The sequence below is a fragment of the Psychrobacter sp. genome (genome assembly GCF_049295055.1).
GTDB lineage: Bacteria > Pseudomonadota > Gammaproteobacteria > Pseudomonadales > Moraxellaceae > Psychrobacter.
Map to the genome: position 1 here is coordinate 101,637 of NZ_JBAQQF010000033.1, position 12,804 is coordinate 114,440.

The following is a 12,804-nucleotide window of genomic DNA, read 5'->3' on the forward strand; positions in this document are numbered from 1 at the left end:
AAATTTATAATGATGATCGGTATTTGGTCGCAAGTTGTAATAAGCACTTGGTCACCAATTCTTAAAAAGCAGAATGCATGCACACAGACTTATAGAAAATACATTGTTAAAAAGTATATTACTTCTCAAGGGGTGATAAAGAAAGAATAACTAACTCTTACGGATAAAGGTTTTAAGCGGAAATTCAGACACAAAAAAACCTCAAACAAAGTTATGTTTGAGGCGAAACTTGCTTAAACTCGAAAGTTTAAATTCGTTTTAACTTTTTACTAAATATGGCGCAGCGGACGGGACTCGAACCCGCGACCCCCGGCGTGACAGGCCGGTATTCTAACCAACTGAACTACCGCTGCTTAGGTCGTCTTTAGCGTTTCACCTTTTTAAAGAGGCCCACTTCACTAAAATAGTGGTGGGTGATGACGGATTCGAACCGCCGACATTCTGCGTGTAAGGCAGACGCTCTACCAACTGAGCTAATCACCCTTCGAACAATTGCTAGGCAATTTATTCCACATTAACCGAGCTCTAAGTTTGTCACTAAGCTCTGCTGCTGTGGGTGTGTATTATATACACTTACACATGGCTGTCAAATACTATTTCACGTTTTTTATAAAATGCTTGTTAATAATTTTGCTAAGAGTAGCACTAAATACAGTGGCAACCCCTGTAGTGGCTACATAGTTACCTATTGCGTGCACGTTAAAAGCCACTATACTGGGTCAATTATATTTAGTTGTGCTGATGATTGGAGGCGAATATAGAAGCTTTAGCGACTACTGAGCAGCAAATTGCGGCATGGTCATGGACTGATTTTGCCGGACTGGGTCTGATAGTTCATATTGTTCTGATGATAGTGATGACCTTGCGGATTGTCTCTGTACAGCGAAACATTGGAGTAGCCATTGCGTGGATAGCTATTCTGTTTACGCTGCCTGTGTTTGGGTTGATTGCTTATATTTTGGTAGGCGAGCCGATGATTGGTCGCCGTTATCGCAATCGCATGGATCAAGCCCGGTTGCTTATGAATGAGATGGCACAGCGGGAGCGACTGATCTTTGATGAAGGTCAAGAGGTCCTATCCGAGCATTACCGCGGTGTCAGTCAAATTGGGACGCGTTGGACAGGGTTCGGTGTGTTTTCAGACCACGACATGCAACTATTGACACACCCTAATATTATTTTTAAGCGTTTGATCGATGATATCAATGCTGCCAAGCGCACTATTTTAATGGAGTTTTATATTATTTACCCCAAGGGGCAAGTGTTAGATGTGATAAAAGCGTTGATAGCGGCCGCTCAGCGCGGTTTGGAATGTCACATTCTGATCGATAGTGTGGGTAGTTTTAGCTTTTTTAACAGTGCTGAACATCGAAAACTAGAAAAAGCTGGCGTTTTTGTACACCAATCGCTGCCAGTAGGACTATTTAAGACATTATTTAAACGTTCTGATTTGCGTAATCATCGCAAAATTGTAGTCATTGATGAGTACATTGGGTATATCGGCAGCTTTAATTTAGTTGATCCTAAGTTTTTTAAGCAGGATAAAGATGTCGGTGAATGGATTGATGTGGCAATACGCAGCGTCAGCGATAATGAGATCAGTATTACAACCGCGATGGCAAAGGTAGTGGTCACCGATATTGGTGCTGAGAATAGTGACAATTTAGACGCGTTACACCAACGAGTGAATAGCTATACGCGTAAATTGTATGTGCGCCATCCAACCATCAATGATATCAATAGTCGAATAAAAGTGTTAAATAAGGATATAGAGCCTTTTGAGCAGACCAGTACTGGGTCAATGTCTACTATCATTCCGCAGTTGCCTATCGTAAAAGGTGTGGTCGCGCAGCTGATTCCTTCAGCACCGCAAGTGACGGCACATGTCATTTATAATACGTTAGTGACTATTCTACATCGCGCCAATAAGCGTATTCGCATCACTACACCCTATTTTGTACCTGATGAGGCACTATCAGGGGCGCTGGTCACGGCAGCAAAGCGCGGGGTTGAAGTCACGCTCATTATTCCTGAAAAGGTCGATTCGTTCTTGGTTCAGCACGCTTCGCAAGCTTACTATCAAGAATTGTTGGAAGCTGGCGTGACCATTGCCTTGTTTAAAGGCGGTCTGTTACATGCTAAAACCGTGGTCATCGACGATGATTATTGCCTATTTGGCACCGTTAATATTGATATGCGCAGCTTTTATTTGAACATGGAAGTCAGCTTGGCTATCTATACCCCAGAGATGGTCGCACAAGTGGCTGCATGCCAAGAGTCATATTTACAAAGCTGTCGCTTCTTAGGGTTAGAGGAATGGCAACAGCGCCGTGATTATGAACGCTTATTCGATAATGTGGTGCGTTTGTTTAGTCCGTTATTGTAGAATTAGTATCATATAGACTGCTGTTGCAAGGATTCAGATTGTAGCTATTTGGATTGTAGCTATTTGGATTTTAGGTTAAGGTAAGCGACACATTTTATATTATCATCGTGATTACCTGATCCTCTCTATTATCACTGTATATTTTTAAAGGATACGCTTTTCTTATGTCTGCATCACCCTTAACGCCACTTGATTATATTGCAGCAGGCTATTGGCAGGATTTTTTAGCTAAGCGTCCTATCGCTGGCGGTATTGCTTATGAAGCAGAGTTGCGCCACTGCACATTGGATGAATCGCTGGCAAGTTTACAGCGAGTAGATGTTTTGCTGTCGCAGATACGCCGCGATATGATTAAGGCTAGCATGTGGGATGAGGCAACGTTATTAACGGACGAGCGCTATCGTAATTTTATGGTGTTTTTAGCGTTTTATGCAGGACGAGTATTGGCACAGCAATGGCAACATGCGTCGCATTGGTTTGGTCAGTTTGAGCTACGTCAGCGTTATCCGGAATTATCGCTGATAACAGATGATTTTTATCAGCATATGGCGGTATCTTATGGCTCTGATCATACTGTCTATGAAAACACTCAAAATAGTAATGATAATGTAAAAGCACCTCTGTTTTTTGCGTTAGAGACGATAGGGTTGCGTCTATTTGGTCATATCGACCGGCCGTTTAAATCGGTGCAAGGTGGTCAAGTGCCAAGCGGTTTATATCAAGCGGTCAGTGCAAGACTGCCAAATTCTATTGATGATAAGAGCTTATCAATAACGACGCCAAGTGACATTTCAAATAACGCTTCAAACAACACGCCAAATATTGATAAAAGCATTACTCAAAGCATTACTCAAAATAGTCATCCCAATGTTGATTCAGCTAGGGCTATTAATACGAGCCAAACTGCTACTTATAACGACTCATTATTAATCGATCCATTATTAAATGAGCATACTAATAAAGAATCGATAGCCGCTATAGTTGTGAATGATGAAATCTCTAAAAAAATCATTCTAAATAAGCCAGTTGATACGGAAATATATCAAAATCAGCTTCAGCAAAAACCTGAATATTCTGAATCTGCACTTTCCAAATCTCCAACTTCTAAGTCTGTAGTTTCTAAAATAGAGTCGCCATTAGCGCCAACGATACCATTGGTAGCTACTAAGCCCGCAGCTACTTTGCAAACAGCGGTAAAAATATCGCCAACGCCGGAGATTTTCGTTCAGCTGCTAACAGAGCTAGATGAGATAGAGGTAATACAATCGGCTGGCAAGACGGAATATGAGCAAGCGCGTAAGGTCTTGGATCAGTTTGAACAGCATATCGCTCGGCAACAGAAACCACGCGCGCAAATGGTATTTTCAGAGGCTCATGTAGATTCAAAAAAGCAAGCGCTGCTGATATTACAAGACGCTGCAAATGCTGGCAATACTGCTGCTATGCTGCGTCTTGCGATGTATGAGTTACTTGCTGAAGGTCTAAAAACGGATAAAGCAGCTAGCGCAGATTCAGGGGTTGAATGGGTGAAGCAAGCAGCCAGTCAAAATGACAGTCGTGCCCAGCGTCTACTGAGTAAAATGTATTACCAAGGAGTAGGTCTGCCACAAGACATAAACATTGGTAAATATTGGCTAGAGCAAGCCGCAGAAAACGGTCATGCAGAGGCTGCCAGTTTGGCAGAGCAATGGCAGCAAGCGCAGGCGTTAATCACGACGCAAAAGCAAGAGCAGCATAGTCTCAAGCGCTATCAGATATTGTTTGCTGTGATTATCGTTATAGCATTACTCATCATCTTTCTTGTTTAAAGAAACGGTGTCTTAAGCTTTGCATTTATTTGTATTTAAAAGCTTATCGTTAAGCGCAGAATTCAGGTAGAATTGTTGCGTTTTTCATCACCATTTCCTCTTGTCTGATCCATTAATAATCTGAGCTTCTTCATGCCATCTTCTGATACCTCAGCAAAACCCTTTAGTGCAACCGTTCAGCCTATGCAGAGCCGAGCGGTTTCTAAACCACCCCTATATTATCAAGTGAGCATTGGCTTACTAAAGCCGCTATACCGTCTGCAAGTATGGCGACGCTCGCATAAACGTGAGAATTATCAACAAGAAGTTGAGCAGCGTTTTGGGAAGCGTTATCCAGCATCGCCTGTGAATGAGTCAGTAAGTACGGCAAATGCTAAAGCGGATGTAAATGGCTATGGCTACGAAAATAATAATAAAAAAGTCATATGGTGCCATGCCGTATCCTTAGGTGAAACCAATACAGTCGCACCATTATTAGAGGCGTTATTGGCTCGTGGTTATCGGATATGGTTGACTAATACTACACAGACAGGTTTTGCGCGCGGTGCCAGTCGTTTTGCCGAGGACATTGCGCAAGGTCGATTAAGCCATAGTTATGTGCCTGTTGACAGTCCGGCTGTGATCGAGACGTTTTTGACTCATGTGCAACCTGTGGCCGCCTTATTTGTGGAAACAGAGCTATGGGCAAATATCTTAACCAAATTATCCGAGCATAATATTCCGAGTATCTTGGTCAATGGGCGACTGTCAGCATCTTCTTTTAAAAGCTATCAAAAGATTGGTGCGGTGAGCGCCAGTATGATGAAAAATCTGAGTTTGATTATTGCGCAGGATAATGACTCTGCCAAACGTTTTCGGCAGTTGGGTGCGCATAGTGCGCAAATCCGTGTGGCAGGCTCGCTGAAGTGGGTGATTAATACACCTAAGCTGGAGGATAAAGTCGCTAATATAGAGGGCGATATAGCCGATGAGCTTACTGATATAGAATCATGCACGAGCGATATCCCCACAGATTTAGGCATGATTAATCGTCCTATTTGGGTGGCGGCAAGCACTCATAGCGGTGAGGAAGAAGTTGTATTGGCATGGCAGCAGCAAATATTGTCCAATCCTATATTAGTAGAAGCACTATTAATTATCGTTCCTAGGCATCCAGAACGCTTCGATGAAGTGGCAGAGCGTATCCAAAGATCAGGGTTTGCAATGGCACGGCGTAGTATTGATGACACTGTCACAACGCAAACACAAGTATATCTGGCAGATAGTATGGGCGAGCTGATGGCTTGGTTTGCGCTCGCTGATGTGGCGTTTGTCGGTGGCTCATTAGTAGATATTGGTGGTCATAATCCGGTCGAGCCTGCAAGTGTGGCAACGCCAGTATTGATGGGTATTCATACGCAATCCTGCCAAAGCGTCGTAGATAAACTAGCTAGTGTCGGAGCGTTATATCAACCAAAGAACGAGGTTTATAGTCCCACTGCGGGTGATGAGCAAAGCGCTCAAACGCATTCGTCTGAGACGGATAAAAAGTCTTTAGATGATGAGACGCTTCTTTATCAACAGCTAAAACACTGGTTAAATCATGAATCCTTAGCTAAGCAAGCAGGGCGCGCAGGCGCGCAGATGACAGAGCAGCAACAGGCAGTATTGAGTCGTCAGCTATCGATGATTGAAGACGTTATTGAGCAGCATTCGACTCAAGATTTAAACTCAGAGACGCTATGAACTGTATTTTATTGCCGGCTGCAAATTTCTCAGGTGACTCTGCCCAAATTAATACAGTAGCGCAAATAGCTCATATTGATAAAGTATTAGCAGCAAAAGTGGGTGATAGCTTAAAGATCGGACAGCTTGGCGGTAATCTCGGCACTGCTATCATTGAGCATATAACACCTGAAAATATTCAGCTGCGTGATGTACAGTTGACGATGGCTCCGCCACCAAAGCTAGATCTCACCGTAGTATTAGCATTGCCCCGACCAAAAGTATTGCGCCGTCTCATTATGGATATGACCGCGCTTGGCGTACGCGACATTATTCTTATTAATAGCTATCGCACCCAAAAGAGCTATTGGCAAAGTCCAATGCTAGGTCGTTTGGATGAATTTGTATTAGAAGGACTGCAACAAAGTGTTGATACCGTTGCGCCGCGTATTAGCCTACAAAAACGCTTTAAACCCTTTGTTGAAGATGAATTAGCGCCTCTAATTAGCAATCGAGCAATCGTCGCACACCCTTATGCTGCATTATCATTTTCACAATACCTGCAACAACAAGCGTTGGTAACACCTGAAAAAAATGAGATTTTATCTGTAGATTCCAGTTCGTCAAATAAGACGGCTTTTTTACCAAGTATAGTATTTATAGGCGCAGAAGGCGGCTGGATTGATTATGAGGTTGAGTTGCTTGCCACACAAGGTTGCCAAGCCGTATATATAGGTCAACGAATATTGCGTACGGAAGCGGCAGTTAATGTCATTTTGGGGCAATGGCTGTTATAAAACAACAGTTAAAAAACCAATGCTAAATCAAGGCTAAACCCATACTATTAAGCATAAAAATTGGCTTAAAAACAGCTTTTTAAGCATTATCAATAAGTCATCATTTAGCTGAATTACTGAGTTAAATAAAATGTATTGATAATTAATCTCATTTCCATTAGTATATGGTTTCCAGACATTAAGGTCTTCCTAATCCTATCAATACATGATTTTTAATGTCGTTTTATCTCATCTATCCGTCGTGCTCTTATGGGGAAATCCATGTCATTAAATGCGATCAGTGCAAATTTATCTTCTATCAAGCTTACTTTACCAGTTGCTGTATTTGGCGCGATGTTAGCGCTTGCTGGCTGTAGCAAATCATCTACGCCAGAAGAAAGTGTTGATGCTGAAACGCCAGCGCCTAGCACTGAGCAAGAAGTGGCTAAAGATAATGCTACTGCTGCCAGTGGACAGATAGTGACGATTTACTCATCACGTAATGAGCAGTTAATCAAGCCTTTGTTAGACCGTTATACAGAGCAGACGGGTGTCAAGATTGAGCTGGTTACCGATAAGACGGGTCCACTGATGGCACGTCTACAAGCGGAAGGTAAAAATACTCCAGCTGATATACTTTTAACGGTTGATGCGGGTAACTTATGGCAAGCGGCAGAGCAAGGTTTGCTACAACCTGTTGCTTCTACGATTTTAGAGGCAAATGTACCTGCTAAGTATCGTGATCCAAAAGGTCAGTGGACCGGTCTGTCATTGCGCGCACGTACTATCTTTTATGATCCAAGTAAAGTGAGCGCCGACCAATTATCCACTTATGAGGATTTAGCCGACCCAAAATGGAAAGGTAAGCTTTGTCTACGTTCATCAAAGGCCGTCTATAACCAATCATTGGTTGCTAGCATGATGGAAAATTTAGGCGAAGAAAAAACAGAACAAATTATTCGTGGTTGGGTTGCTAATCTAGCAACTGACGCCTTCAGTGACGATACCAGTATGTTAGAAGCTATCGCTGCTGGTCAGTGTGAAGTGGGTGTCGCTAACAGCTATTACTATGGTCGTATTTTGGATGAGAAACCTGATTTCCCAGTGAAGATATTTTGGGCAAACCAAGAGACTACTGGTACCCATGTAAATATCTCTGGCGCTGGCGTTATTACCGATTCAGACAATCCTGATGGCGCGCTCAAATTGATGGAGTGGTTATCTTCTGATGAGGCGCAAGGTCTCTATGCTAGTTCTGATAAAGAATATCCAGTGAAAGAAGGTGTTGATGAATCAGAGCTGCTTAGATCTTGGGGTCCATTCAAACAAGATAGCATCAGCGTACAGAAATTTGGTGAACGTCAAACCCAAGCCATTCAAATGATGGATAAAGCAGGTTATAAATAAAAGATTGTCAATCATTTAGCTGCCAGTTAATTGGCTGGCCGCTATTAATTGAGTAACTGAGATCATTATGTGTATGGCACGGTAATAATTTATGCTAACAATACCAGAATCGTCTGCTAGTCAGAACAATACTGTCAACGACGCTAATAATGACAATAGCAATGGCAATGGTAATGGTAATGGTAATGGCAATACTAACCAATCTGTTAGCCAAGACCATGCTGTTCGTAAACGTATTATCTCAAAATCAGTCTTAGGACTGATTTCGTTTTTTATGCTAGTGCCGATTTTAGTCGTACTATTATCATGGACGCAGCCGGTAGCCGATATTTGGACGCATATGCGTGAGTACGTGCTGCCACAAGTGCTCAAGAATACCGCCATTTTATTGATGATGGTAACGGTGATTTCTGGCACTATCGGTACCGCAATGGCTTGGGTCACCAGCATGTACCGCTTCCCTGGGCAGCGGTTTTTTTCGTGGGCGTTGATGCTGCCACTGGCGATGCCAGCTTATGTACTAGCGTTTGTCACAGTTGGTATCGTTGATTTTAGTGGGCCACTGCAAACTGCCTTGAGGGATTTTGGCTTTACGGCTGCTATCCCATCGGTACGCAATGTTTGGGGTGCAGGGTTAGTATTATCATTGGCTTTTTATCCCTATGTTTATTTGCTGGCACGCCAAGCCTTTTTATCGCAAGGCAGGAGAGCGATTGAAGCAGGGCAGATGCTTGGTTTGAGTCGTAGTCGAGTGTTTTTTCGGCTGGCATTACCGCAAGCACTACCTTGGATTATCGGTGGATTGTTGCTAGCAACGATGGAAACGCTAGCAGACTTTGGTGCGGTTTCGGTGTTTAATGTCGATACCTTTACCACTGCGATTTATAAGGCATGGTTTGGTTTTTTTAGTTTGACGACCGCGGCACAGTTAGCAGCACTGCTAATCGGCGTGATATTTATTGTCGTGTTGTTTGAGCAGTATTGGCAGACAAAGCGTGGCAATACGGTCGCTCAAGGGAGCAACCAACGTTTTGAAGCCAACAAACCAGCGAAGTGGGCAATGACGCTGCTTTGTACGCTAGTATTTTTAGTGGCGTTTTTGATACCGTTTTTACAGCTGATTTATTGGACCGCATTAAATTTTCAACAAGATTTTGATGCGCGCTATATTGATTTTGTCACTAATAGCCTCATGATTGCTAGTATGACCACGGCATTTATCGCCTTTTTAGCGATTATTATTGCGTGGGTTAAGCGCCAATATCCTGATAAGTCCACCAAGCTTATGACTACGTTAGCCAATTTGGGTTATGTGGTTCCGGGTACGGTCTTAGCAGTCGGTATCTTTATTCCTATTGCTTGGCTTGATAATCAACTGATTGCTTTTGGTGTGACCTCCACGCAGTTTTTGTCCGGTAGTGTGATTGTGATGCTCCTTGCTTTATCGACGCGCTTTATGACCGTCAGTTTCCAGCCGGTAGACCGTCAGCTGCAGCGCTTGACCGTCAATCAAGAAGCGGCTGCTAAATTGCTCAGTGATAGTGCTTTTCAGCGCTGGCGCCAAGTGATGTTGCCCGTTCTTAGCCCTGGAGTACTGACTGGGTTGTTGATGGGCTTTGTCGAAGTGATGAAAGAGATGCCTATTACCTTGATGACACGGCGGCAAGGCTGGGATACGCTAGCCGTCCGCGTGTTTGAAATGACCAGCGAAGGCATGTGGGGACGGGCAGCGTTGCCAAGCTTATTGATTGTGCTGGTAGGTCTTATTCCTGTTTGGATATTGCTTCGTCAAAGTGACAGGCAAGGTTAAGGTTTTTCTATAAATTGAATTATTTTTTCTTAAATGTATCTTTTATTAACTAGCCAGCTGGTTTTTAATGGTTGGCTGATGCTCATTATCATTTTTAGCGTTTTAATGATGGGTTTTATTCACTAATAGCTTACTGGTACTGTCTATGTATACTGACTTGATGAACGATTCAATAAATCCAGCAGACTCTAATTCTGTAAAGGCTAGGGTCAAGGCACAACAGAGTAATGTGAAAAAGCCAGCAATAACGCTGTTAACAAAGGCTCAAATGTCTCAAGCTCGAGCTGATAAAGGCATACAACAAGACGCTTTAAAGCTAAATACTGCCGTTAGTCAATATACTGAGACAACGATCGCTAATCAGCCTTATTTTAGTGTACAAGATTTGGTCGTCGGCTATGACGATACGATAATCGTCAATGGCTTGTCGTTAGATTTACAGCAGGGTGAGATTGGCTGTTTTTTAGGGTATAGCGGTTGCGGAAAGACCACGGCGCTAAGAGCCATTGCAGGGTTAGAACCAAGTCGTGGCGGAAAAATCAGCTTAAATGGTCAGCGTTTAACAGAGCAGGCAGCACGAGTCTCATTTGCAGTCGCACCGGCTAAACGTGGCATGGGTATGGTGTTCCAAGATTATGCACTTTTTGGGCATTTGAGTGTGGCAAAAAACATCGCTTTTGGTCTGAATAAATGGTCAGCTGCCGACAAAAAAGCGCGTGTCGCTGAAATGTTAGAGCTGGTTGAATTGTCTGAGCATGCGGATAAGCGCCCAAATGAGCTATCAGGTGGACAGCAGCAACGGGTAGCATTAGCCCGCGCATTGGCACCAAAGCCCAAACTCTTGCTACTCGATGAACCGTTTTCGAATTTGGATGTGGTGCTGCGTGAGTCATTGGCAATGAACGTCCGTGATATTCTCAAACGCACCCATACCACTGCTATTTTGGTAACTCATGATCAAAACGAAGCGTTTGCTTTAGCGGATAAAGTTGGAGTAATGAACAAAGGCAAGTTGGTGCAGTGGGCAACGCCAAGCGAGCTATATCACGAGCCGGTTAGTCCGTTTGTCGCTGAGTTCGTCGGCGAAGGAGCCATGATAGACGGCATCATCAAAGAAGGCCACGTTGAAACGGCGCTTGGCGATATTTATCGACGCACGGAAGTCTATGATGAGTCAGGACAACCGCTATATTGCGAGTATGATTATCCCAATGGTATGCCGATTAAAGTACTGGTACGCCCTGATGACATCGTCCATGATGATGAGAGTACACAGACGGCATTGGTAGTGGGTCGGGTATTTCGCGGTGCCAACTATTTGTATCGCTTGCAGCTTGATGATGGTCAAACGGTACTGTCTTTAGTGGCCAGTCATCATAATCACGAAATTGGCTCACAAATTGGCATCTTACCTATCCTAGAGCATGTCGTGGTGTTTGATGAAAAAGATATCAATGCCACCACATGGTCAGAGTACGATAGATCAGAGCGACTTGAAGACATCTGATAGCATTTATCAAGTTATCTTTATCAAAAGGATGCTTGATACTTAAGTTTTACAGCTCTTACTATAGGTAAGTTTAAGAGGTACGCGTTGCGAGTAGATGTAAGTAACGTCCAAGCCATTTATAGGGCTCTAATTGCGAGTAGCGTAGCTCCATACGTATGACTGCTTCAGGGTCATTATGACCGCCACGTTTAAGCGGGGAGTAATCATGAAACACGCGCAGACCGCTGGCAAGTAGCGTGTGATAATGATGAGTCTCTAACCAAGACTGCACTTCTTCTTTTGCCACCGGATGATTTGGTGTCAGGCTTTTTTTGTTATCAGCTTTGTATTCTGTGTTATCTAATAGGTTAAAATTACCCATAATAAGATTGCGATAATCGAAGCTTGCTGGATTATAAAAGCATAGCGAAATTGCGCCATTCTCAGTCAGATGGCGGTCAAAAAAATCCATCACTGCGGCCGGTTCTGCTAACCATTCGAGCAGAGCGTGGCACATGATTAAATCAAAATTCTCCGTTGTATTTACTGCCAATTCTTCTTCAAGCGCTTGATACGGGCAAACATACCAAGTGATATCTAAATTTTGTGTACTTTGTTCTACACTTTCTTTTGCTTTGTCCAGCATATTTACTGAGATATCATTAATGGCCAACGTATGTCCCTGAGCAGCAAGCTCAATGGCAATCTGTGCAAGTCCTGCGCCTACATCTAAAATACGTAAGGGTCGCCCAAGCGTTTTACTCATCTGCGCGCTATATGCAAAAATATCACGGCGCAATACTGCCAGCCGAATATCTCCCTTTAAGCCACCGTAGACCTTTTTTTCAAAGTGATCAGCAATCGTATCAAAGCTACGATCCGTACGCGTAACTTCTATTGGTTTTTTTATAACTTGTTCTGCTGAGTCTGTTGCTTGGCTATTTTTAATATCTTGACGATTGGTCTGCATAAAGATCTATCTATATCAGGGTGTTATATTGTTGGGTATCGTACAATAAAGTATGAGGCTAAGCTAGGACTGGTTTAGCCACTACTGACACTTGCAGTTATTGCAATCGCTATTAATCAAGCGCAAGCACGCAATATACATTGTTCCTGTAAAATAGCCGCTGTCTCTCACTGCTTAAAAAATGGCGAGTCTGTTTGCAAAAAAGGCAAGATTAGCCAGTCTAAACCAGTATGTCGTTAAAGTCGTTTTAATAATTATTATTCGATTGAAAAAAGACCGCTAATGAGCTGTTTTGCTTGATTTTAATGGCATCTAGAACCCCCTAAATAAACAAATTTGTGCTAAAATAGCTTCTTTTAATTATTATTAAAACTATCGCCATTTCTCCTTTGTTTCGCACGCTTAATAGTGCTTTTTTATGGTTTATATATTGATAGGTGCGACACGTTTATGT

8 protein-coding genes and 2 tRNA genes are annotated in these 12,804 nt (G+C 43.0%); 7 read left to right on the plus strand and 3 right to left on the minus strand.

Annotation, left to right across the window (positions count from 1 at the left end; translation table 11 throughout):
• Window positions 1-276: 276 nt before the first annotated feature.
• Window positions 277-353, minus strand: a tRNA-Asp gene (locus WAZ74_RS04535).
• A 54-nt stretch (window positions 354-407) separates the two neighbouring features.
• Window positions 408-483, minus strand: a tRNA-Val gene (locus tag WAZ74_RS04540).
• Window positions 484-745: 262 nt separating this feature from the next.
• Here WAZ74_RS04540 and WAZ74_RS04545 point away from each other — a divergent pair.
• From WAZ74_RS04545 to WAZ74_RS04575, 7 genes are all read left to right on the plus strand, one after another.
• Complete coding sequence (locus WAZ74_RS04545; protein WP_422306238.1) at window positions 746-2,386, plus strand: cardiolipin synthase; 1,641 nt, start codon at window positions 746-748, stop codon at window positions 2,384-2,386.
• A 164-nt stretch (window positions 2,387-2,550) separates the two neighbouring features.
• Complete coding sequence (locus WAZ74_RS04550; RefSeq protein WP_422306240.1) at window positions 2,551-4,194, plus strand: tetratricopeptide repeat protein; 1,644 nt, start codon at window positions 2,551-2,553, stop codon at window positions 4,192-4,194.
• Window positions 4,195-4,326: 132 nt separating this feature from the next.
• The gene (locus WAZ74_RS04555; RefSeq protein ID WP_422306242.1) at window positions 4,327-5,919 is read left to right on the plus strand and encodes a 3-deoxy-D-manno-octulosonic acid transferase; all 1,593 of its coding nucleotides are present in this window, start codon (window positions 4,327-4,329) and stop codon (window positions 5,917-5,919) included.
• Window positions 5,916-6,695 (plus strand): 16S rRNA (uracil(1498)-N(3))-methyltransferase, encoded by a 780-nt coding sequence (locus tag WAZ74_RS04560; protein ID WP_422306244.1) that lies wholly within the window; start codon window positions 5,916-5,918, stop codon window positions 6,693-6,695. Before WAZ74_RS04555 ends, WAZ74_RS04560 begins: the two co-directional genes overlap by 4 nt.
• A gap of 261 nt (window positions 6,696-6,956) precedes the next feature.
• Window positions 6,957-8,081, plus strand: coding sequence for a Fe(3+) ABC transporter substrate-binding protein (locus WAZ74_RS04565; protein ID WP_422306246.1), 1,125 nt, complete (start codon window positions 6,957-6,959; stop codon window positions 8,079-8,081).
• 91 nt (window positions 8,082-8,172) lie between these two features.
• The gene (locus WAZ74_RS04570) at window positions 8,173-9,891 is read left to right on the plus strand and encodes an ABC transporter permease (RefSeq protein WP_422306248.1); all 1,719 of its coding nucleotides are present in this window, start codon (window positions 8,173-8,175) and stop codon (window positions 9,889-9,891) included.
• A gap of 268 nt (window positions 9,892-10,159) precedes the next feature.
• Window positions 10,160-11,398, plus strand: coding sequence for an ABC transporter ATP-binding protein (locus WAZ74_RS04575; RefSeq protein WP_422306250.1), 1,239 nt, complete (start codon window positions 10,160-10,162; stop codon window positions 11,396-11,398).
• A gap of 73 nt (window positions 11,399-11,471) precedes the next feature.
• Here WAZ74_RS04575 and WAZ74_RS04580 read toward each other — a convergent pair whose 3' ends face one another.
• On the minus strand, window positions 11,472-12,350 hold the full coding sequence (locus WAZ74_RS04580) for a methyltransferase domain-containing protein (protein WP_422306252.1): 879 nt from the start codon (window positions 12,348-12,350) through the stop codon (window positions 11,472-11,474).
• Window positions 12,351-12,804: the final 454 nt, after the last annotated feature.